Source organism: Paenibacillus piscarius, assembly GCF_022234545.1.
GTDB classification, from domain to species: domain Bacteria; phylum Bacillota; class Bacilli; order Paenibacillales; family Paenibacillaceae; genus Paenibacillus_AQ; species Paenibacillus_AQ piscarius.
In genome coordinates this window covers 43,008-65,790 of sequence record NZ_JAIEUI010000031.1, presented here as the reverse complement: position 1 = coordinate 65,790, position 22,783 = coordinate 43,008, and the positions used below count along the sequence as shown (strand labels likewise).

General features: G+C 54.8%; 17 protein-coding genes. All 17 read right to left on the bottom strand.

Features of this window, described 5'->3' with window-relative positions; all coding sequences use genetic code 11:
* Positions 1-658: 658 nt before the first annotated feature.
* Positions 659-1,465 carry a Nif3-like dinuclear metal center hexameric protein gene (locus tag K1558_RS30505; RefSeq protein ID WP_238655730.1) on the bottom strand — a complete coding sequence of 269 codons (807 nt, stop codon included), beginning with the start codon at positions 1,463-1,465 and terminating at the stop codon, positions 659-661.
* Positions 1,466-1,493: 28 nt separating this feature from the next.
* Positions 1,494-2,387 carry a carbohydrate ABC transporter permease gene (locus K1558_RS30500; protein WP_238655729.1) on the bottom strand — a complete coding sequence of 298 codons (894 nt, stop codon included), beginning with the start codon at positions 2,385-2,387 and terminating at the stop codon, positions 1,494-1,496.
* A gap of 12 nt (positions 2,388-2,399) precedes the next feature.
* Entirely contained in the window at positions 2,400-3,329 is a 930-nt protein-coding gene (locus K1558_RS30495) for an ABC transporter permease (RefSeq protein ID WP_238655728.1), read from the bottom strand.
* Positions 3,330-3,400: 71 nt separating this feature from the next.
* The gene (locus K1558_RS30490) at positions 3,401-4,942 is read right to left on the bottom strand and encodes an ABC transporter substrate-binding protein (protein WP_238655727.1); all 1,542 of its coding nucleotides are present in this window, start codon (positions 4,940-4,942) and stop codon (positions 3,401-3,403) included.
* A gap of 145 nt (positions 4,943-5,087) precedes the next feature.
* Positions 5,088-6,683: a helix-turn-helix domain-containing protein gene (locus K1558_RS30485; RefSeq protein WP_238655726.1), complete on the bottom strand. Its 1,596-nt coding sequence runs from the start codon at positions 6,681-6,683 to the stop codon at positions 5,088-5,090.
* Entirely contained in the window at positions 6,664-8,397 is a 1,734-nt protein-coding gene (locus tag K1558_RS30480; protein WP_238655725.1) for a sensor histidine kinase, read from the bottom strand. The genes K1558_RS30485 and K1558_RS30480 overlap by 20 nt, the downstream gene beginning before the upstream one ends.
* A gap of 262 nt (positions 8,398-8,659) precedes the next feature.
* Positions 8,660-9,463 (bottom strand): alpha/beta hydrolase, encoded by an 804-nt coding sequence (locus K1558_RS30475; RefSeq protein WP_238655724.1) that lies wholly within the window; start codon positions 9,461-9,463, stop codon positions 8,660-8,662.
* Positions 9,464-9,489: 26 nt separating this feature from the next.
* Entirely contained in the window at positions 9,490-10,956 is a 1,467-nt protein-coding gene (gene gtfA, locus K1558_RS30470; protein WP_238655723.1) for a sucrose phosphorylase, read from the bottom strand.
* A 13-nt stretch (positions 10,957-10,969) separates the two neighbouring features.
* A complete protein-coding gene (locus tag K1558_RS30465) occupies positions 10,970-11,926 on the bottom strand; it encodes a carbohydrate kinase family protein (RefSeq protein ID WP_238655722.1) in 957 nt (318 codons plus the stop codon).
* A 129-nt stretch (positions 11,927-12,055) separates the two neighbouring features.
* Entirely contained in the window at positions 12,056-12,991 is a 936-nt protein-coding gene (locus K1558_RS30460; RefSeq protein WP_238655721.1) for an alpha/beta hydrolase, read from the bottom strand.
* 53 nt (positions 12,992-13,044) lie between these two features.
* On the bottom strand, positions 13,045-14,019 hold the full coding sequence (locus K1558_RS30455) for a LacI family DNA-binding transcriptional regulator (RefSeq protein WP_238655720.1): 975 nt from the start codon (positions 14,017-14,019) through the stop codon (positions 13,045-13,047).
* Positions 14,020-14,624: 605 nt separating this feature from the next.
* Entirely contained in the window at positions 14,625-15,614 is a 990-nt protein-coding gene (locus tag K1558_RS30450; protein WP_238655719.1) for a LacI family DNA-binding transcriptional regulator, read from the bottom strand.
* A gap of 227 nt (positions 15,615-15,841) precedes the next feature.
* Entirely contained in the window at positions 15,842-16,666 is an 825-nt protein-coding gene (locus K1558_RS30445; RefSeq protein ID WP_238655718.1) for a carbohydrate ABC transporter permease, read from the bottom strand.
* Positions 16,666-17,547 carry a carbohydrate ABC transporter permease gene (locus K1558_RS30440; protein WP_238655717.1) on the bottom strand — a complete coding sequence of 294 codons (882 nt, stop codon included), beginning with the start codon at positions 17,545-17,547 and terminating at the stop codon, positions 16,666-16,668. Before K1558_RS30440 ends, K1558_RS30445 begins: the two co-directional genes overlap by 1 nt.
* A gap of 87 nt (positions 17,548-17,634) precedes the next feature.
* A complete protein-coding gene (locus K1558_RS30435; protein WP_238655716.1) occupies positions 17,635-18,999 on the bottom strand; it encodes an ABC transporter substrate-binding protein in 1,365 nt (454 codons plus the stop codon).
* 433 nt (positions 19,000-19,432) lie between these two features.
* Complete coding sequence (locus K1558_RS30430; RefSeq protein WP_238655715.1) at positions 19,433-21,040, bottom strand: response regulator; 1,608 nt, start codon at positions 21,038-21,040, stop codon at positions 19,433-19,435.
* A complete protein-coding gene (locus tag K1558_RS33120; RefSeq protein WP_238655714.1) occupies positions 21,015-22,727 on the bottom strand; it encodes a sensor histidine kinase in 1,713 nt (570 codons plus the stop codon). The genes K1558_RS30430 and K1558_RS33120 overlap by 26 nt, the downstream gene beginning before the upstream one ends.
* Positions 22,728-22,783 lie beyond the last annotated feature (56 nt).

Here is a 22,783-nt window from a genome sequence, read left to right as displayed (position 1 = left end):
ATAAAGAGCAAGGTTACGGCAAGTACCGATTGTATACGGAGGACTCCGGGATAAGGGGGTCGCACCGTTGTGATCGGTTTTCCGACTACATTTGGCTCACGCGCCGCCCACGGTCCGATTGTGATCGGTTTTCCGACTACATTTGGCTCACGCGCCGCCCACGGTCCCATTGTGATCGGTTTTCCGATTACATTCAGGCCTCATGCCTGCGCATCAGCAAAATGTATGCGGTTTTTCTTTCCCACAATAAAAGGGGCTGTCACTTTGGGACAGCCCCTTCGTATTTATGCCGGGCTAGCGGCATATCTCGGCTGGGCCAGGCCCAGCGTCATTTGCATTTGACTTTGCGTGACCTGCCCAACATATACACCATTTGCATTTGACTCTACGTGACCTGCCCAGCGGACTGAGAGGCGCTTATTTCGCGTAAAAGCCACTTTTTGCGCATGTAACGGACTCCAGGGCTCTTATTCGCAGTAATTCCGCCAATTATCATCCCTTAGCGGATGAATAAGCGCATCTCAGTCCGGCAATCGGCGCAAAGCAAGCTTTTCGCAGAAATAAGGGCCCTACAGTCCACCAACCAGCAGCAGACCCGAGGGTCGGAGGGGGAACGCTTGTGGAACAACGCCCCTCCACTCTGCACCCGCCCTATGCCTCACAAATACACAAACGGCTCCTTCGCATCCACAAACGTCACCGGCAGGCCGTCCACCAGCGGGGCGAGCCACTCGGCCATGTATTTCATGCCCCATTCCTCGGAGCGTTCGTGGCCGATGACGATCATCGCCTTGTTCATGCCCAGCATGGCGGCATCGTTGACGTAGGCGCACAGTGTCCACTCGGTAATATCGCCGCAGATCATCACATCCAGGTTCTTCGCCTGCATCAGCTCCATCGGCATCTGCTCCCGACCTAGACCCAGGCTGCCGCCGCCGACCAGAATGCCTACACGGGAACAGGCAGACTCAGGATCACCCACAATCTGAATCACCTTCATCCCCAGACGTTCCTTCAGGAAGCCCGCCAGCTCGCCGACCGTAGTCTCCTCGATCAGATACCCCCAGGCGTCTTTATCGTCCAGCTTCTTGTCCGCCCAATCCAGCTCCTTAAGCAAACCGTCGTAGATCCGGTCCGTATCCGCCAGATGCATATGGTCGTGGAACCGCCAGATGACGATGCCGTGCTCCTCAATGAGTTGCTTCTTGGCCAGGTAGACCGGGTCCTCCTGCAGCCAATCCAGCGTATCCTTTCCCGTAAAATAGGTCGGCTCATGGGTAATAATCAGGTTGGCTCCCACCGCAATGGCTTCCCGGATTACTCCCACCGTCGCCATAAACGTAGTTACAATACCGGTGACCTCCACATCCTCACTGCCGCTGGCCAGCACATCACAGGTCTGTTCGAGCTTCCGTCCTCCACAGCAGTCGAGCAGAATCCGGTCAATAACCTCCTGCACTTTCATACGTTCATTCTCCTTTGCCTATTAGTCGTTAGCCTTTGACAGCGCCGATGATGACGCCCCGGGTGAGGTACTTCTGCATGAACGGCAGGACGAACAGCACCGGCACGATGCCCAGCACCGCCATCGCCATCCGCACCGCTGTACTCGGGAGCTGCACGGTAGCTGTACCCAGCACACTGCCGGCCTGGCCGGAATTCAGGAATTGAATGTTGGTCATGAGCTGCATCAGCAGGTTCTGAATCCCGTACAATTGCGGCTTCGATACAAAATATAACGCATTAATCCAGTCATTCCAATACGCCAGTCCCATGAACATCCCCACGGTCGCCATGACCGGCATGGACAGGGGAAGCATAATACGGAAGAAGGTCCGCAGCTCCGAGGCGCCGTCAATCTGGGCCGCTTCGATGATCTCCAGCGGGACATTATTTTTGAAATAGTTGCGGACCAGCAGGACGTTGAAGCCATTCGCCAGCAGATTCGGGAGAATCAGCGCGAGCAGCGTGTTTTTGATATGGAAATACTGGGTCCACATGATGTACGAAGGCACAATCCCCCCGCTGAACAGCATGGTGAAGAATACGACGAACGCCAGCACATTATGATACTTGAAGTCGGGCCGCGACATCGGGTAAGCCAGCATACTGGTGATCAGCAGCCCGAGAGCGGTGCCCAGCAGAGTGACCAGGAAGGACACCCCGTACGCTCTGACGAAAACGTAGGCCGAGGACCGGATATACCGGTAAGCGTCCAGGCTCAGCTGCTCAGGGAAGAAGCTGTACCCGTTGCGGACCAGCGCCGTCTCATCCGTAATCGAAGCAATCACAATGAGCAGGAAGGGTATGAAAGCAAAAACCGTCAGCAGGAGCATCACGACCGCAGAAAACACCGTAAACGTCCGTTCTCCCCTTGTTTGGATCATAAGTAGTTCCTCCTAGAACAATGCATTTTCTGGGTTAACCTTCTTGACGATGGCATTGACCGTAAGCACGAGGGCGAACCCGACAACGGACTGGTACAGGCCGGCTGCGGCCGACATCCCGATATCGTTGAGCTGCATCAAGGCGCGGTACACATACGTATCAATCGTCTGGGTGGTGCTGAACAGCGCACCGGAGTTCATCGGCACCTGATAGAACAGGCCGAAGTCCGAGTTAAAAATCCGCCCCATCGACATCAGCACCAGCACGATAACCGTCGGCTTGAGCAGCGGCAGGGTGATCATGCGGATCTGCTTCAGCTTGCCGGCTCCGTCAATTTTGGCCGATTCATAAATACTCTTGTCGATCCCGGCAATGGAAGCGAAATAGACGATGGAGCCATAACCTGCCGTCTTCCAGAGCTGGATGATGACCAGCAGATACGGCCAATACTTCGGTTCAGAGTACCAGTTAATCTCCGGGAGGCCCAGCGGCCGCAGAATCGAATGGTTGACGAACCCGCTGTCGGCATTCAGAAAAGCAAACACCAGCAGCGACAGCACGATCATCGAGATCAGATTCGGCAGAATCAGCCCGGTCATGAACAGCTTCGAGTACAGCTTGCTCAGCAGCTCGGACATGAGAATGGCAATCAGGATCGACACCACCGTACCCAGCGCGATGAAGACCAGGTTATAGAGCAGCGTGTTGCGGGTCATGATCCAGGCATCGCTGGTCTGGAACAGGAAGGTGAAGTTCTTCAGGCCGATCCAGTCGCTGCCGAAGATCCCCTTCGCATAGTTGACATCCTTGAAGGCAATGAACACACCGAACATCGGAAAGTAGCTGTTGATGAGAAAATATAGCAGTCCGGGAGCCGCTAGAATGAGCAGCGGGAGTGTTTTTTTGAGCGGCTTCGCTGGGGACTTGCGTCTGGCAGTCATGCCGGATTCACCTCCATAGCCGGGGGCAGAGCCACATGTGCGCCTCCACCCTCAGCGGATTCATATATTGGTTATTGCTGCGCGGCCAGCCACGCATCAAGCTGCTTCTGCTTGCTGTCAATGATCGCCTGAGCACCCGCATCCTTCAGCGCACTGACGAACTTCGGAATAATCTCACCCGGGTCCACCGAGCCGCTGACCAGCGCCGGCAGATATTGGCTCACCACGTTGTTCACCGCACTGATCTGGGTCTTTACCTCACCCTGGTCAAAAATAAATCCGAAATACGGCGATCGGGCCGTATCCTTATTCTCCTTCAGCTTCAGCTCCACATCCGACCAGTTGATGCCCTCAAGCTGGTACTGCAGAGACTCTGATCCGACAATCCCGGAGCTCAGCATAGCGGTGTAAGGAACGGTATTGGCATCCAGCCCATCCGGGAATTTCACATGATGGTCGTCCACCTTGACATAATCCTCCCCTTCAATGCCGAAGAGAATGGTGTTAATCAGGTCTTTATCGGTATAGAGCAGGTTCAGGAACTTGACCGCCGCCTCGGTCTGCTTGGAGGTACTGGAGACCATCCAGGTCACAGAATTCACAGCACTGGTATCAAAATAGAACGGGGCGATCCGCTTGGTTTCAATGTTTTTGCCGACCTGCGCGCTTAGCTGCTTGCCTACCTCCATGCCGCTGTAGCCGCCCAGGAAGGAGAAGCCGCGCCCGGAGGAGACCAGCTCCATTGCCGTAATCGTCGTAGTTGCGGTATCCTTCTGCAGGTATCCGGCGTTGTACCAGTCGCGCATCATCTGAATGCCTTTTTGGAAGACATCGGTCTCATAAAAGTTAACCACCTTGCCGCTGTCACCGATCACGACGCCAACACCGGTGGTATCCGTCAGGTAATCGACCTTGCTGGCACCCTTCATCCAGTTCACAAGTCCCGTATCGGTCGGGTTCACGTTGATCGGGCCGAACGGCACCACATCCGGCAGCTTCTGCTTGACGGCCGCGAAGACGGCGGGCAGATCCTCGACCGATTGGATCGAGTCTGCGGCTACGCCAGCCCCCGCCAGCATATCCGCGTTGTAGATGATATTGGTCGGCAGCGCCATCCCTTTATTCACGGGAATGCCATAGATATGTCCGTCCATGGTGGTCGTCTTAAGGATATCCGCGCCGAAGTCCTTCTCCAGAATCGCCGTCAGCTCCTTGCCGTGCTCCGGCAGCAGTTCCTCCAGCGGGGCTACCTGGCTCTTGGATACATAGTTGGAGAACTGGCCGAGTGTAGTGAAGATGTCCATCTGCTCGCCGCTCTGGAGGGCCAGATTCACCTTCTGGGCATAATCCGCAGGCCCGAAGAGGCGGAAATCTACCTTCACCCCGATCTTGTCCGTTGTGATCGCATTGATCGCATCCGTGACCTTGCTCAGATCATCGGGAATCCGGTTGAAGGACGGCAGGGCGAACACAATCTCGGCCGGCTTAGCCTTAGCTTCCCCGGACCCCGCTTCCGTGGAGGATGTATTGGAATTGCCGCCGCAGGCGGAGAGCAGCGAACCGCAGATAACCGTGGATAACAGCAGTGAACCTAACCCCTTTTTATTCATCATGTCTCTTGCCTCCTGTTCTGTATTTACACTCTCATTGTACCGGCCTTGGAGGGGGGCTTGCTTTCAAAAAGACGGGCTGTTTTTATAAAAAGCCGTACTGCAGCAAGAAGCTCCGCCTCCCGGGTAAGAGCAGCGGAGCTTCTTGCTATAACACGGCTTTGTGCCTCAGGCGGTAAGCGGCCGGTGTCTCGCCCGTCAGCTTCTTGAACACCGTGGAGAAGTATGAGATCGTATCGAAGCCGGTATCCATTGCAATCTCGCCGATGCTGGCCGTGCTCTCGATTAGCAGCTGCTGCGCTGCCCGGATGCGGCACCCGTTCAGGTACTCGTTGATGCTCTGCCCGGTCCCGTTCTTGAACACCTTCGCCAGGTAATCTGCGGTCAGATAGACGCTGGCGGCTACATCCTCCCGGCTGAGCTCACGGGTATAGTTCTCCTGGATGAACCGCTTCGCCCGCTCGACGACTCCTTCGGACTCCAGCACCTCCTTGATGGAATCCACCGTCTTATCTGTCAGCGCCTGCGCCCACTTCATGAAGTCGAACACACTGCTCTCGGCGGCCTGGGCCAGCCGCTGGCTGTGTGCGTCAGCGAAGAGCCGGTGCGCCTGGATATGGTGGCGTGCGAGCAGCGAATAGACCACCTGTACCAGGTCCTCCCGGATGGAATGGAGGGTGGCCGCGTCCAGCTTGCTCAGGCTGGCCAGCCGCTCCAGCTCCTTCTTCAGCCGGTTCACAATCTGCGCCTTCTCCTTCTGGACGAACAGCAGGGTGAACAGCTCGGTATCCAGGGTGAAGCGCTCGGTAAGATCATAATGGAAGGGCTGGCCCGGCACATGCACCCTCCCCCGGAAAATAAGATTGGACTCATCCGCCTGCTCCAGCTCCGTCTTAAGCTGCGAAAGGCCGGTAATCCCGGCGGGCTCACTGAAATAACAGGTTGCTGCACACTTCAGATAGTCTCTGCACAGTTGAATGATCTCCTCTGCCCGCTCCTGCAGCCAGCCCATATCTACCTGACTCTCAGCGACTACGGAAATATAGAATATTTTGTCCGCCTGATAAGGAATGATCCGGCCACCGTTCACCCGGCTGCTGAGGATTTCCGTGACCAGATTCGAGAGCGCATAGCTGAAAATACTCTCGTCCCATTCCCGCTCGATCCCCGAGCGGGGCACACTGACGAGCAGCAGAAGATAATCCGGGTGGGTGGACACGGACAGCTCCCGCTTCTGTACCTCACTCTGGATCAGCTGAAGCCGCGGCGATATTGCCGCCGTCAGCACATCGCTCCAGAAGGTACGCTCCAGCAAGTCCTGGTTCTTCAGCCAGGCCTGGCCCAGCTTGCGGTATTCGCCCAGCATGATCTTCTGCTTCAGAGTGTCCATGGCCTTGCGCAGCGCCGCCTCCAGCTCCTGCTTGTCCAGCGGCTTGACCAGATAGGAATCCGCATCATAGGCAATCGCCTTGGAGGCGAAGCTGAAGCTCTCATGGCAGGTAAGGAAGATGAAGCCGCCCTCATACTGCTGCTCTCTGGCCCACTGGATCATATCAATTCCTGAGCCTCTGGGCATCTCAATGTCGCAAATGATCAGATCCGGCTCGCCGCCTGCAAATAATTGCTTCGCATCCTGGATATTATGGGCGGACACCACCTCGGTAATTCCGAATTCCTCCCAGTTCACAATGCCGCGCAGGGCTTCAACGGTAGGGATATCATCATCAATCAGCATACAACGCATGTTCATCCTCCTTCAGCATGGGATGGTCCGCCGGTCTCACCGGAATCCATAGCTCCACTCTTGCCCCTGTAGATTCGGTATTGGACAGCTTAAGCAGATCATTCCGTTTGTAGAGGAGCTGCAGTGTCCGGCGGATATTGGCAATGCCGACTCTGGCCCCATCCTCCGCTGTCTCCGCCTGCTCCTGCGCGTCCAGCCACTCCTGGCTGAAGCCCGCACCGTTATCCTCAATCACAATCCAGGCCATCGGGAGGCCGTCCCGCAGGGTCATTCGCGCCCGGATGAAGACCGACAGCATCTCCTGTACGAACATGGCGTGCTTGAAGATATTCTCCGTGAAGGTCTGGATGATGAACTGCGGAACCGGTACATGCCGTACCTCGTCACTCATCTCGGTCATATAGAAGATTTGTTCAGGATAACGGATCTCCTGCATCCGGATATAATTCTCGGTGTGCCGGATCTCTTCCTCCAGCGTCACTTCCGTCAGCCCGCCCCTGAACATATACCGGAGATGCTCCGACAGGGAGTGGATCAGGCTGCGGATTTCTTCATTTTTATTCTGATAGGTTAAGCTGGTTATGGTTGAGATGGCATTCAGGAAAAAATGCGGCCGGATCTGCATCTGCAGATACTTAATCTCGGCGCGGCTGGTCTCGATCTGCTCCTCATACGACTGGATCTTCAGCGCCTTGATCTCGCTGACCATGGATTCCAGCGCATGGAACAGCTTCTTGAACTCCAGCGAATACGGGGCTCCCCTAGGAATCTGATATTCGGTCTGCCCCTGCTCAACTGCCTTCGCGGCCTTGACCAGCTCCAGAATCGGCCTCAGAACATCCCTGGCCAGGAACCTGAGTACAAGCGGCACCACGATGACGGAGAGCACGGCAAGCAGCGCAATCCCCCACTGAATCAGCTTCAGTCCCGAGAACAGGCTGCCCTTGGCGACCATGTTGGTGATCTGGCCGAATTCGCCGATCGGCTCGGACACAATCAGGTAGCTGCGCTGGTTCGTCCGGGTCAGGCTCTCCAGTGTGGTCTCCGCCTGTGGCAGGCCGATATGACTGGCAGCCAGCACCCTCCCCTCCGTTGTGCTCAGCACATACCGGTTCTGGTCGCCCGCCCCTCGGTCTACCATGGCTAACAGATTCCCGGCCTGGACGAAGGTGCCGAAGCTGACCCCGGAATAGGTAATATATTTGTAGAGATAATATTGGCCGCGCAGCCGGAACACCTGCCATTCCCCGTTCTGCCTGGGTGCAGAAGCACTGAATTCCTGCGTGTTCAGATAATCGACCAGCGCCAGCTTGTCCTCCGATTCGATCCGGGCATTGAATTGCTCCAGGACCAGCCCTCCGGGCAGCCGGATGAACATGCCGTCGCTGGAATAGCTGCCGGTCATTTTGGCCTGCAGATTGTTTTTGAGCTGCTGGACCTTGAAGTACTTACTGCTCTCGTCCAATCCCGCTGTATTCACTGCGGCGTCGATGTTGCGGTCGAACACCTCAATCAGATCCTTAGAGAAGTTATTGAAGTTGTTGTGGATGTTCGCCTGATAGAGGGCAAGCGTATTGCGCGAGCTTGTTATGGCATTGCTGCGCAAGACTTCCAGGGAGTAGATATTGCTCAGCACTAGGACAGACAGCAGGATCGCCAGGATCACGGCCATCTGTAAGGTGAATTTGAATACGATGCTGTTCGTTCGGATCATAGGCCTGCCTCTTCCTCCCTGGAATTTAAGCCGCCCCTGAGCCAGCCAGACTCAGGGGCGTACGATAATGTTATTTGCAGTTAGTTACGCCGAAGTTACCCGTATTGGGATAGCCGTGACTCCGGAGAAGTTTTGGACTTTCGGCCGCTGTTGTGTTCGAATTTCCTGAATTAACCGCATTACGCGGTAGAAATTCAAACACAAAGGCGGACGCTACCGCTCCTACAGTTCCAAAATTCCCCTCCGCCACTTTTCCCAATTATTATTTAACTACAGGACTAGTCGCCCAGCTCAAAGCAGCTTCGATATGCTTATCCCAGTACACCCAGTTATGGTCGCCGGGGCCTTCTTCATAGTAATGGGCGGCCTGCTCGCCTTCCAGGAATTGATGGAACCGGCGGTTCACATCGAGCAGCATATCCTCGGTGCCGCACGCCATGTACAGCTCCGGCAGGGCAAGGCCCTGCGCCTTCACGTCACGCACCAGCTGCTCGGGGTCCTTGTCGCTGCCAAGCAATTGGCTCAGATCGCCGAACACGCTGGCATAGTAGGAATAACTGGCAATTCCGTCTTTATAGTCTGGGGCAATATTGGCCACTCTATACGGAATTAATGCCGAGGACAAGGCGATGATGCGGCCGAAGCGCTCCGCATACTTCAGTCCGTTGCGGATGGCACCGTAGCCGCCCATCGATAAGCCGCCGATCCAGGTATCCTCGCGGGCCGCCGACAGTGGGAACAGCTTGCGGGTGAAGTCTACCAGCTCCCTGCCGATATATTCCCCATAGTATTCTTCACGCAGTTCATCGTTTACATAGAAGCGGTTCTCTCCGGCCGGCATGAAGACCGCCACCTGATGCCTGTCTGCCAGCTCTCTGATCCTGGAGAAGTTCAGCCAGTCGTTCTGGCTGCCGGAGAAGCCGTGCAGCAGATAGAGCGACTTCAAGGGCTGGCCCGACCAGGCCGGCAATCCCCAGCCCTCCGGCAGATCCACCGGCAATATTGCCTGAATCGAGACCTCCCGTTTCAGACTTGCCGAGAACAGGCTGATTTGCATTGTAGCCATCATATTTCCCCCTTATCGAATTAGAATCAGACCCAGTATACCGCTTCCTGTCCCTGCTCATCTATATATTCGATAACAGTCTGATAACTTTGCAGGTTGATATGCAGCTTGCAATATTCTGTACCCTTCTCCCACATCAGCCGGATCTCATCATTGGCTGCCTCCAGCACCCGGAAGGTTCCTCCGAAGGCACCGTATTCGTTGCGGAAGCGGATCAGCTTCATCAGCCGCTGTACAACCTCGCGCTGCGATTCGGCTTCAATCTCCTCCAGCGTATAGTTATGGCGGTTGATCTCCCGCCCTTCGCCTGTCAGAGCCACCTGCTCCAGATCGTTGCGGCCAGCCAGCAGGCCCACATAATAGACCTGCGGAATCCCCGGCGCGAAGAACTGGATCGCCCTTGCCGCCAGATACGCATCGTCATCCTCATTCAGCGCACTGTAATACGTGCAGCGGATCTGATGCACATCGAAGCCATCCGGGGCTTTATGCTCCTCCGACAGAATCAGGCTCAGGTTCGCTCCCCGCTCTACGCAGAGGTCCACCAGCTCCCGGGCTTCCTTCGTATCGATCAGATCATCCAGATCCGGCTTCACCGGAATGCCGTCATGGCAATCCAGCATGGTGAACTGCTTATGCGGGCGGGTCCGCAGATAATCATACAGCGCTGTATTGGTTCTGCCGGTCAGGGCTTCAAGCACCCGGTAAGGCAGGATGAAATCATAGATCCAGCATCCGTATTCGGACAGCTTCTCTTGAATGCTGTGGTGGGAATGCACTTCGGGCAGCAGCTCAATCTCCAGCGAGTCGGCCATCTCTTTGATCCAACCCAGGAATTCATAGATCTCCGGCTCCACATAAAAACAGCTAGTGCCCAGCTTCTTAATCACATACCCGACCGCATCCAGCCTGACAATCCGCACATTCTGCTGCTTGAAATTCAGGAAGAACTGCCGCAGCAGCTCCCGGGTCAGCGGAGAATGAACGTCAAGATCAATCTGCTCGGAAGGATCGGTCTTGCCGAAGGTCGTCCAGACCTTCTCTTCCTCCCCGCTGCCGAGGGTGTAGGAGGAATATGGCAAGGGGCGCCGCAGGAACATTTTATCAATGTCGGCCTGTGCAGGAACTCCGTCCGCCCATATTTTATCCAGTGTAAGGAACAGATCGGCGTATTCAGAGGCCCGGCCCTTCGCGAGGAAGTCCTGGAAGTACGGCGATTGCCTGGAGATATGATTGACCATCAGATCCACCAGCACGTCGAATTCAGCGCCGATGCGGCGCATATCCTCCCAGGTGCCGAACGCAGGCTCAATCTCCAGATACGTCAGAGGAGCGAAGCCGCGGTCCCCCGAGGACGGAAACGGTGGAAGAATATGAATCCCCCCGGCGAACAGCCCGTCCAAGGGTCCATGCAGCACCTGATGAAGCTGCTTCAGGCCGCCGCCCAGCGAATCGGGATAGGTAATCAGCTGTACTTGATTCTTTAGTGTCATCTCTCAGAGCCTCCTACAGGTTGTATTCTTCTTGGATCGCTTCCAGCGCAGGCAGCTCTACTACCGCACCTGTATATTTCAATTTATAGGCGCTGACGGCAAGCCCTGACTCCAGCGCCTCTCTAAGCGTATTGCCTTTGACGATAGCGGTATAGAATCCCGACCAGAAGGCATCTCCCGCGCCCGTCGTATCTTCTACAACGTCAGCCTTGGTAGAGAGAGCCAGCGTCTCTTGTCCATTGGAGACCAATGCGCCATCCTTGCCCAGCGTCAGAATGACCAGCTTCGCGCCCAGCGCCAGGAATCTGGCCAGCTGCTCCTCCGGGGTTCCGGGGCCGAACAGGCGCGCGGCATCATCCTCCGACGGCTTGATAATATCCACCTGCGGGATCATCGCTTTGACATAGGCCACCCCGTCCTCTCCCGGCTGCCATATCGCCGGATGATAATTAGGGTCGAAGCCAATCAGCAGCTTATGCTTCCTGGCCACCTCAATCACCCGTTCAATGGCAGCCCGCGAAGGCTGTCTGGAGACCGGCCAGCAGGAGAAGTGGACAATCCGGGATTGAATCAGCGCTTGCTCCAGCGCCTCCGTATACTCCAGCCGGCAATCTGCCGCGCGGTAGAAGATGGGAACCGGTGTCGCCTGGCTCTTCGTAATCACCACCATGCTGGTCGACTCCTCCACCTGCTGGATTCCGCCGGTATCCATCCCGGCGCTCTGCAGCCTGCGGATCAGGAAGCTGCCCAGGCTATCCCGCCCCACCGCAGAAGCGACCTGCGAGCGGATGCCCAGCTTTCGCACATTGATGGCAATATTGGACGGCGACCCGCCGAAATACCGGGTATATCCGTTACATTCCGAAGCATCCCCGTATTCATTGGAGATCATATCCACGAGCAGCTCGCCCACTGTCAGCACATCATTTTTCTTATCTTCAAGCGGTATGGCCTCATCAAGTTTAAACACCCGTACTCCCCCTAACACTCCATTATCCTGTGATCAACTTTATTCTATGGTTTCCGGACAGGCGTTACTTTCAAAAAACCGTACACTTTTTACAATTCAAAGGGTACTTTCCCGGGGGACCAGCAGGATTCAGGAATTCAGGGCCTTCGCCAGGGCATGGATATACTCCTGCATCGCCCGGTTGCTGATTGCGGCTGCGGGAACAACATGCTCGAAGCCATGATATCCGCCGGGATACAGGTGGAATTCCACATCGACACCAGCCTGCGCCAGCCGGGTTACATAGTCCAGCGTCTCATCGCGGAACAGATCGAGCTGCCCGATACAGATATAAGCGGGCGGCAGGCCCGTCAGATCCTCGGCCCGGGCCGGAGCCGCATAAGGGGAAACCTCCGCGTCTCCGGCCGGTCCGCCCAGAACCATCTCCCAGGCGGTCAGATTGTTCGCCCGGTTCCACAGCGCAGGATGGGTAATCTCATGGCTGGAGGGCGTCAGATTGCGGTCGTCCAGCATCGGGTACAGCGGAAGCTGGAAGCAGAGGGCCGGACCGCCCTTATCCCGGGCCATCAGCGCCAGGGCAGCCGCCAGCCCCCCGCCTGCGCTTGCGCCTCCGACAGCAATCCGCGAGCGGTCAATATTGAGCCCGTTCCCGGCTTCGGCCAGCCATACCAGAGCTGCGTAGCTGTCTTCGATGGCTGCCGGAAACGGATGCTCCGGGGCCAGCCGGTAGTCGGGCGACACAATGACACAATTGGCTGCCTGAACGAAGCGGCCGCATAACGCATCGTCGCCGCCGGGATTCCCCAGAATATAACCGCCGCCATGGGTCCAGAGCAGGGCAGGCAGCGCATGTTCATTTCTGTTAGCCGGTTCATAGATTCTGACCGGTACAGGATGAGCGCCGGGCACGGACAATACTTGCTCTGTAATGCAGACGCCCTCCAGTGATTCGGCTGGCATAGGAACACTGCTTCTGGCTGCGGCCAGACCTTCCGGCAATTGCAGCGGCGGCAAGCCGGCGAAGCCCTCCTGTAATTCAGGGGCGATGCGGTGAATGAAATCCATTTATGGTTCCTCCATATCGTTCGTGTGTGAATGATGCACTGTGTACAACCTGTTCATGTAGTTCCCTTCTCGGATAACCGGACAGGGAGAATCGTCTCCAGCGGAACCGGCTCTCCGGCAATCTGCTGAAGCAGATATTGCACGGCCAGCTCGCCCATCTGCTTGATCGGCTGTACGATGGTTGTCAGATCCTCGGCCTCTAAGGCGGCAATGCCGTCGTAGCCTACAACCTTGACCTGATCCGGCACTGCTCTGCCCAGCCGCCTGCATTGCTTAAGCACCTGCATCGCCAGCATATCGCTGCTCGCGAATACCCCGTCAAGCTCAGGACGCTCCTGAAACAGGCTGCTGACCATTTTCTCATAATCCTTATATTTGAAGCCGTTCAGATCGGTCTGCCGCACGGTATATTCAACCTCTTGTCCGCTGACCTGCTCCAGGAAGGCATCATGCCTTTGCTTGGCCAGCAGATTCAGGCGCAGATTCCCGCTGAGGTAGGCGATGCTCTTACATTTTTTGCGCAGCAGTAATCGGGTAGCCAATACGCCGCCCTGATAGTTATCGGAGGCAATGAACGGGATTGTCTTCGAGATCTGCCGGTCCAGTGACACCAGCGGCAGGTTGATCGACTTATAATCGCTCACGCTCATCGTATGGCTGCCCATAATGATGCCGTCGACCCGGCTGGCCCGGAGCAGATCGATGTATTCCTTCTCTTTTTTCTTATGGTGCAGGGAATTGCACAGCATGAGCTTATAGCCCTGCTCGTAGGCGTAAGCCTCAATATGCTTCGTGACCTCTCCGAAGAATGGATGGGAGATGTCGGGCAGAATCAGTCCAATAATATTAGATTTCTTGCGCAGCAGGGAGCGGGCTACCTCACTCGGATGGTAATTCAGCTCCTCCATGGCGCTGTTTACCTTGTGCTTCAGTTGTTCACTCAGGTACCCCCGGTTATTCAGCACACGGGAGACGGTAGTGACGGACACGCCCGCTCTCTCAGCGACATCTTTGATCGTTACAGTCATCCGTACCTCCAGTCCCGGGTCGGCCTGCCGCCTCTGCATCGTGGGCAGGGACGGGGCTCTATGTTAACCGGTTGATATAATAGGGCAGCAGCAGCTCTGAAACTTTAAGAATGGACTTCGAGCTAAGATTAGGCTGATTCTGCTACCCGTTGGTGAATTCTACTCTTAAATTCAAGTAAGTGATTGTATTTCCTGCAATAGAAAACGCATAGCTGACCGTAAAATGAGATTCTATTGTATTTCATACAGTGGATTATCATGTTTTGGGAGAAAATCGGCCTTTTTTCAACTTTCAATTGTACGGAATACAATAGATTCTATTTTGAAGGCTTTTTTACAGCATTCTATTGTATAAAATACAGTTGCAATCGCTCCAGCGCCTACAGCACCCGAAGAACTGCTGCGGGAAAATTCACAATACTAACTCTGATACTGTAATGGGAGCAACATCAGGTTTAGTGTATGGATTGAATCAGTAAGACGAAACCACCTACTATTTGTGTTCGGTTTTTCGCATACATTTGTCTCATCATGCCCGTTCCACTATTTTTAATCTGATACTCTATTTAGAGCAAACTCTGGCAGAAATCTGCCAGCCGCCAGGGTCAGGTCGTACCGCGTTCAACCACCGTTACCGGAAAAGTATTCACCTTCGGCACCGTCTGGCCTTCAATTTGCTGAATAACCTGCTCGATAATGGCTTCGCTCATCTCGCGAACCGGCTGCCGGATGGTGCTTAACCGCGGTGAGATTAGTGAAGCGACCTGCACATCATCATAGCCCACGATCCGCATCGCCGAAGGGATGGGCTTATCCAGCAGGTTGCAGGCATGAATAACCTCGGCGGCGATCACGTCACTGCTGGCGAACACGCCGTCGATTTCAGGGTGCTCCTGAAGGTATGCGGCAATCGCGGTATCGCCACCGGTATAGCTGCCGTCCTGCACTTCAAGCTGCAGCGTCAGCGGCGCAAGCCCGGCTTGCTTCAGCTCCTCTTCATAGCCCTGCCTTCTCAGACTGGCCAGCATGAAGTGGTGCTGGGGCCCGTCAATTCCCCGGTAGATATGGACAGGATGCTGACAGCCCTTGGAGATTAACAGCCGGGCAGCAAGCCGCCCGCCCTCCAGATTATCCGAGGTGACCACCGGAATATCGTCCGCAATGATCCGGTCGAAGGAGACAACCGGCAGATCCAGATGCAGATAATGCTGCACATCCAGCACGGCACTGCCCATGATGATGGCATCGGCCTGATTTTTCTGGAGCATCCCGATGTATTCCACTTCCTTCTGCACATCGCGGTTGGAATTGCACAGCAGGAGCTTGTAGCCCTTCAGGTCTGCATAATACTCAAGATAACTGGTTAACTCTGCAAAAAACGGATGGGAAATCGTCGGGATAATCAGCCCGATCATATTGGACTTCTTGCGGAATAAGGCCCGGGCCATCTCATTCGGCTGATAATTCATTTCCTTCATGACCCGGTAGACCTTCTCTTTGGTCTTCTCACTGATGTACCCTCTATTGTTAAGCACCCGGGAGACGGTATTGACCGACAGCCCCGCCTGCTTCGCGACATCCTTCAGATTCGCCATAGGAACCACCTTGCTTTTTAGTTCCAATTATAGAGGAATTCTGCCTGAATTTCAGCTATATGAGCGTAATCGTCGCTCCGGTGAACATTTGGACTTCCGGCCGCTGTTGTCACCAGATTTCTTGAATTATTCCGCTCTGGCGGATGAAATCCGTTGACAAAGGCGGACGCTACCGCTCCTACAGTTCCAAATTTCCCCTCCGCTCCTTTCCCGCTTCTCCGCTCCCCTTATTTCAGCGCGCCCTCCGTGATTCCCTTGATAATTTGCTTTTGCAGGAAAAGGTAGATGATCAGCACCGGAATAATGGTCATGATCAGCCCGGCCATCAGCGGGGCATAATCCACGGAATAGGAGGAGAAGAAGGTGTATGTGGACAGCGGCAGGGTCTTCTGGTCCGGCGACAGCAGCACAAGGCTGGGCAGGAGATAATCATTCCAGATCCAGAGCACATCCAGCACCAGCAGCGTGACGAATACCGGCTTCAGTAAGGGCAGGACAATGCTGAAGAACGTGCGCAGTGTAGAGCTTCCCTCAATAAAAGCCGACTCTTCCAGCTCATAAGGAATTCCTTTGATGAAGCCGTGGAAGGTGAAGACGCCGAACGGCACCCCGAAGCCGAGATACATGAACAGCAGCGTCAGCTTGGTATTCAGCAGCCCCATATTCCCGTAGAGCATTACCATGGGGATCATGAGCACCTGGAACGGAAGCGCCATCGAGGCCAGCATGAGGAAGAAGATAATGCCGTTCACCTTCCACTTGAAGCGGACGAACAGGTACCCGGTCATCGCCGAGAAAATAATAATAACCGCCACAGACACTGCCGTGATGATCAGGGAATTCATGAACCCCTGCAGGAAATCCATATTCTTAAAGGCGCTCGCATAATTGCCGAAGCTAATCGAGGTAGGCAAGGACAAAGGGCTCTCGAAGAATTGCTGGGTGGTCTTGAAGGAGTTCATAATAATCAGCAGGAATGGTGTCAAAAAAGCCAGCAGCAGCATGTACAGTAATCCTGTCTTGAATCCGGCGAAAATACGCTGGTTCGTCATTAGGATTCCACCTCCAGCTTCTTGAGCAGATAGGATTGCGTCAGCGCAATCACCGCCACGACGGCGAACAAGACCACGGCTTCGGCCTGGCCGACCCCGTATTGATTTGACAGGAAGGCCTTCTGCACGATATGGTAGGTGGCCAGCTCGGTTGAATTGAACGGTCCGCCCTTGGTTAAGGCCAGGTTGATGTCATACGTCAGGAAGGAGCGGGACAATGAGATGAAAATGCAGATGACAATCGCCGGAACGGTAAGCGGCAGAATAATTTTGCGGATGACTGAAGCCCGGCCCGCGCCGTCGATGCTCGCTGCCTCCAGCACATCTCCCGGAACGCTGGTGAATCCGGCGATGTAGATGATCATCAGATACCCGACGAGCTGCCAGGCGGTCGCAATAATCAGCGCCCAGAAGGCCGTCCCTGTGTCCGTCAGCCAGGAGGTCTGGAACATCGCCCAGCCGTATTTGTTGCCCAGGTAAGGCAGCACCTGTGAGAATAAGGTCTGCCACAGGTAGCCGAGCACAATCCCGCCGACCAGATTGGGGGTGAAGAAGCCGGTGCGCAGCCACTGCTCCCCCTTCCCGCCCCGCGACAGCGCCAGCGCAATGAAGAAGGCGAAGAGGTTGGCAATCACCACGGTGAAGAAGACATATTTCAACGTGAACCACAGCTGGTTCAAGAAGACCTTATCCCGGAATACCTCAACATAGTTCGTGAACCCGATCAGGCTGCTGTCCCCTGTCCGCACATCCCAGTTCGTAAAGGTCAAATATAAGCCGACAATGAACGGTATGATCACAACGGCGGTAAAAGCCAGGATCGAAGGACCGCCGAAGACCAGAAAGGTCCCCGCGTTCCTCAGTGATAACTTTTTATTCATGGCGCTGCCCCCTTTCCTGCTTACAGGACGGGCCGGGGGGAATCCCAGTCCATCCTGTTCCAACAGAAGCTTATGAAGCTCAAAACTCTATTTTCCTGCGTAAGATTTCCAGTAATCCTGAACCTCCTGGGCGAGACCCTGGCGGTCGATGTTGCCTACGAGATACTTCTGCATCGAAGCACCCGTCTTGGCCCAGTAATCCTGCGGCAGATAATTGATGACACCGATGTTGATGATCTTCCCTTGCTTCACGTATTCGCTGACGGCATTGGACATGATATTCGTACTCTCTGCCTTCAGATCCTTATACGGCATGGACAGGCCCATGTCGGTAATGATGGCCTTCTGTCCTTCTTCACTGGTAACCATCCATTCGATAAAAGCCTTGGCGGCCTCCTGCTGCTCAGGTGAAGACTTCGAGTTGTCGATGGCGAACAGCTTCGGCTCGCTGTAAGCAATTTGTGTGTTGCCGAAATCGTCCGGGTTGTTGCTGATAGGCAGCGGCAGAATACCGAACTCGGCATCGCGGCCTTCAAGCGATCCTATGACCGCCCAACTCCAGTCACCCATGAAGTAGAAGGCAGCATTGCCCTTGGCGAAATCGGCGCTGTCCCGGTTATAATCGGAGACCAGCGGATCACTCTTGCGGGCATTGTATTGCTTCAGCAGGTCGAACGTATCCATCAGGCCGGTGAACTGCGGATTCTCCGCCAGATTCACCTTCCCGTCCTTCAGCTCATCTACGAACTTGCGGTTGTCCTCCACCTTCTGCGATTGCAGGGAATAGGTGAGCCCCAGGTAGTGGGCGCCGAGCGACCAGTCTGCCCCGTGAACCATCACCGGTGCCTTGCCGGCTGCTTCAAGCTTCTTGAAGACCGCTTCCAGATCGTCGCGGGTCTTCACTGAAGCCGGATCAAAGGTCCCGCCGATGCCCTCTTCCACGGCACGCTTGTTGTACAGGAGGCCATACCCTTGGGCAGTCCAGGGAATACCCAGGAATTGTCCGTCCAGTAACGCGCCGTCGATGGCTCCCGGATTGGTGAGAGCTTCATACTTGGCCTTCTCAGGCTCCAGATTCAGAAAATCATCTTTATACTGAAGAATCGTTCCGGCATCCAGATTGACCATCGTGGCCGGATTGCCGGAGGCGAGCAGCGATTGGAACTTCTCCAGCTGCGCGCCCCCGATCGGAGTAGGAATCAGTTCAATGGTTACCTGCGGATTCAGCTCATGATACTTCTTGAACAGCTCTTCGAACACGGTATTCACTTCTGCGGAGGTATTGAAGAAGGTAAGCTTAACGTCCTTGGAGGCCTGCTCTGTCTGTGTTGCCCCGTTCCCCTTGTCTTCCTTGACAGCATTGTTTGCCGAATTCCCTTTGGAGCAGCCTGCGAGTAATCCGGTGACCACCGTCAGAGCGATAGCGAAGCTTGCAGCTTTTCTCAATTTCAAGTGAACTCCCCCTTGCTTTTCGTTGGAATGAATGCGCATTCATTCTGAATGCAACTTTATGATAACCGGTTAACATATTTATGTCAATCGGTTATCATATTTAAATTTTAGCTAATGAAAAGGGGACCAATAGTGCAGGCTGCGGCGAAAAAAGCATCTGGCTCTCATCCCCTCCCCACAGCTGCCCATGTAATCGGTTTTTCGATTACATTCCGTCCACACGCCGCTCCAAGCCCAACTGTAATCGGTTTTCCGATTACATTCCGTCCACGCGCCGCTCCAAGCCCAACTGTAATCGGTTTTTCGATTACATTCCGCCCTCCACCCTCGCCCCGGCCCATTGTGTCCGATTTCCACCGCTCAGCAGCAAAAAAAGGCCCCGGCCCCAATGAGCCGAAACCTTTGCTGTTCGCGGATAAGCATTAACTCTCCCCTACAACTTCCCACGATAATCCTGCGGCGTCATGCCGAATTGCTCCTTGAACACCTTGATGAAATACTGGCTGTTGGCGTAGCCGAGCTGCTCCGAGATTTCATAGATTTTCAGATCGGAATCCCGCAGACTCGCGACTGCCTGCTCCATCTTGAGGTTCAGGATATACTCGCTGATGCTGGTGCCGGTCACCTGCTTGAACAGCCGGGACACATACGCAGGGTGCAGCGAGACCGTGTCTGCAACGAATTGCTGGCTGGCCTCCGCCAGATTGGCGGCAATACAGCTCTGGATGTCCTTGATAATGTCCAGCCGGTTGTTGCGGGTGTCCCGTTCGAGCTTGCCCTGCAGGGTATCCACCATCGCCTCGCCCCAGGTGATGAGCTGAGAGACCGAACGGAAGAGCGTCTTCTCCAGCAGCTCCCGGCCCACCAGATCCGATAACAGGGCATGATTCTTATGGGCAATATAGTGAAAAGAGCCCAGGATCATGCTGCGGATCTCCTCGATATACTCCTCATTATAGGCCGGCAGACTGTTGCTGAAGTCCTTCATCTGCTGCAGCCTCTCCTTGTAGCCCTGCCACTGGCCGGTCTCCAGCAGGTGCATCAGGGACGGGGAAGCATACAGGTCCTTCAGCGGCTGGACCGGCGAGCTTTTCTGCTTGTCCGTCAGGGAGATGAAGTAGCCCCGGTCATTACCGACCTGCTGCCTAAGCGCAGACAGGGAGTCGTCATACATGGAGCGGATATCCAGCGGGAATATGCCGGGATAGGACAGAATGACCGAAATCCCGCCATTCAGATATTCGTTCACACTGCTGTGCAGCTGGTGGGTCTTATGAGCGAGCTGTTTCAACAACTGCTCCGGCTCCGCAGCTGCCTCTTCCCTGCTCTTCACGAGAAACACCAGATTCTCATAGGCATCCCGGCAATGCCACACCTCGAACCCCTCTTCCAACAGCTCGCAGGCGATGTTCGTCACCGCATATTCGAACAGCAGCTGGCTGTCCAGCCCGAAATTGGTGAAATGCTCCTCCAGGCGGATCAGGAACAGGAACACAGGATCTTGCAGGTGAAAATTCAATTGATAGCCGGCCAGCTTCTCCTTCAATCGTTCCTCCGGATAAGCCTTGCCTTGAATCAGCTCAGCCAGCAGCTTATCCTTCAGCGCCGGAAGATGCTCCTTGAAGGCCAGCAGCGCCTGCTGATAGGAGGCGGTCCGGTCCAGCTCGGTCTGGATCGACTTGATCGTGCTCTCCAGGGCAGCGCGCAGCTTCTGGTGATCCAGCGGCTTAACCAGGTACTCGACAACCCCCTGCTGAAGCGCCTCCCGCGCGTATTCAAACTCGGCATAGCCGGTAAGCAGGATACACTTGATCCTCCGGTGGGTCCGCCTCACCTGCTTCACCAGCTCCAGCCCGCTCATGCCCGGCATGGCAATATCCGTAATGATAATATCTACGGGAACCTGCTCCATCAGCTGCAGCGCCTGCGGGCCGGAGTAAGCCTTGTATACTTTGTCGACGCCGAATTCCTGCCAGGGAAAAGCAAGCTCCAGATCGTCCACGACATATTGTTCATCATCTACCAGCAGAATTTGCAGCATACGCGTCTGCCTCCTTTGCTATTCGTATCCAGTAACAGGTTCCTTCGGACAGTGAGGATTCCAGAGATAACCCGGAGTCCTTGCCGAAGTAGAGGCGCAGCCGCTGATTCACGTTCCTCAGCCCGGTTCCAAGCCGTTCATTGCTGATGATATTGTCATCAATATGACGGCGGACCATATTCAGCCTCTCCTCCGTCATGCCGATGCCGTTATCCTTCACTGTAATCAGCAGCGAGGAAGCCTCTTCCTTGGCGGTAATCGTAATAATGCCGGGCCGCAGGCTGGGTTCAATGCCATGCTTGATGCAGTTCTCCACCAGCGGCTGCAAAATCATTCTAGGCAGACGATACTTCCCCGCCTCCGCCGTAACGTCGATCTCGAAGGTAATTTCCTTTTTGCGGAGATGCACCATATGCAGGTAATGCTCTACGAATGTAATCTCATCCTGCAGCGTGGAATCAAGCTGCTCAATCTTGTGAATATACCGGCAGTACGAGGCCAGATGAAGCGTCATCGCGGTCACCGCCTGATAGTCCTCAATGCTGGCCTTGCTCTGGATGAAATTAAGACAGTTATAGAGAAAATGCGGGTTAATCTGCGCCTGATACTGCTTCAGCTTTGCCTCCTTGACCTCCAACTCACCCAGCAGCACCTGCTCAATCAGCGTCTGGGTATTCTCCGCCATCCGGTTGAAGGAATTGCCGAGTACCTTGAACTCATTGACCTGCAGATCCACAGCACGGCTGGAGAAGTCGCCCCGGTCGAACCGGTCGATCGCTTTGCGCAGCATAATGACAGGCTTCTGGACCTGCCTCCTGAGCAGCAGCGTGTAGAACATAATGCCGACCAGCACCACCAGCACCGCATAGAGGAACAGCCGGTTGTTGCGGTTAATCGGTTCGATATACTGGCGTTTGGGATATGCGTCTATGAAATACAAATCCAGCAGATCCGCCTTCATATAGTTAATCAGATACTCCGTCTGATTCGTATTCATAGAGAGTGTGCCTCTGTCCCCGCCGATCATAGGCCCCATGGACTGCAGCAGCTCACCGGGGAACTCGGCCCCGCCCTCAATGAACTTCTGCTGCGTGGCATCGAACAGAACCGGCGTCCCGGATACATATTGCTCCAGCATCTTGACCAGGTTATCCAGGGAGATGCGCACTTCAATGAGCAGCGAGCTGATATGGCTGCGTACCACGTTGGAGTAATACCCTTTGCCATCCTTATCCATGTGCAGCACCCAGCGGTTAAGCTTCTGTGCCGGAGGCGAGAACGTACTGAAGGAGAAGGACGAATCCGAGGATACCGTCTCTTCCTCATCCTCATAATACAGAATGACTGTATTCTTCCAGGACGTGGAGGCTGCGTTCAAGGCCAGCTTATCAATAATGGTCAGCTTCATATCATATCTGGCATACTGATCCCCGAACTTCAGAATATACGGATATCCACGCACAGACTGGTCCTGTGACAAAGTAATGGTATTTGTCAGCACCTGTTCAAACTGCGTGGATAGCTGGGAGGTCATGAATTCAACCTCGTACATTTTATTTTTTCTCAGCTCGTTCTGAATGTCCTTGACGTTCAGCCTGTAGATCAGCCAGAACGCACCCACAATAATCAGGAGCATCAGCATAAGAACTAATGACAACCACTGAAAGATAGACAGACGATATTTCACACTTTGCTCCTCCGAATGAAAGGACGGCCTGAGGGGCCGCCCTTGTCTGCTGATTC

Coding starts and splice junctions, on each gene's coding strand:
- K1558_RS30505 (WP_238655730.1), bottom strand. CDS start 1,465: ATGAAAGTGCAGGAGGTTATTGACCGGATTCTGCTCGACTGCTGTGGA.
- K1558_RS30500 (WP_238655729.1), bottom strand. CDS start 2,387: ATGATCCAAACAAGGGGAGAACGGACGTTTACGGTGTTTTCTGCGGTC.
- K1558_RS30495 (WP_238655728.1), bottom strand. CDS start 3,329: ATGACTGCCAGACGCAAGTCCCCAGCGAAGCCGCTCAAAAAAACACTC.
- K1558_RS30490 (WP_238655727.1), bottom strand. CDS start 4,942: ATGATGAATAAAAAGGGGTTAGGTTCACTGCTGTTATCCACGGTTATC.
- K1558_RS30485 (WP_238655726.1), bottom strand. CDS start 6,683: ATGCGTTGTATGCTGATTGATGATGATATCCCTACCGTTGAAGCCCTG.
- K1558_RS30480 (WP_238655725.1), bottom strand. CDS start 8,397: ATGATCCGAACGAACAGCATCGTATTCAAATTCACCTTACAGATGGCC.
- K1558_RS30475 (WP_238655724.1), bottom strand. CDS start 9,463: ATGGCTACAATGCAAATCAGCCTGTTCTCGGCAAGTCTGAAACGGGAG.
- gtfA (WP_238655723.1), bottom strand. CDS start 10,956: ATGACACTAAAGAATCAAGTACAGCTGATTACCTATCCCGATTCGCTG.
- K1558_RS30460 (WP_238655721.1), bottom strand. CDS start 12,991: ATGGATTTCATTCACCGCATCGCCCCTGAATTACAGGAGGGCTTCGCC.
- K1558_RS30455 (WP_238655720.1), bottom strand. CDS start 14,019: ATGACTGTAACGATCAAAGATGTCGCTGAGAGAGCGGGCGTGTCCGTC.
- K1558_RS30450 (WP_238655719.1), bottom strand. CDS start 15,614: ATGGCGAATCTGAAGGATGTCGCGAAGCAGGCGGGGCTGTCGGTCAAT.
- K1558_RS30445 (WP_238655718.1), bottom strand. CDS start 16,666: ATGACGAACCAGCGTATTTTCGCCGGATTCAAGACAGGATTACTGTAC.
- K1558_RS30440 (WP_238655717.1), bottom strand. CDS start 17,547: ATGAATAAAAAGTTATCACTGAGGAACGCGGGGACCTTTCTGGTCTTC.
- K1558_RS30430 (WP_238655715.1), bottom strand. CDS start 21,040: ATGCTGCAAATTCTGCTGGTAGATGATGAACAATATGTCGTGGACGAT.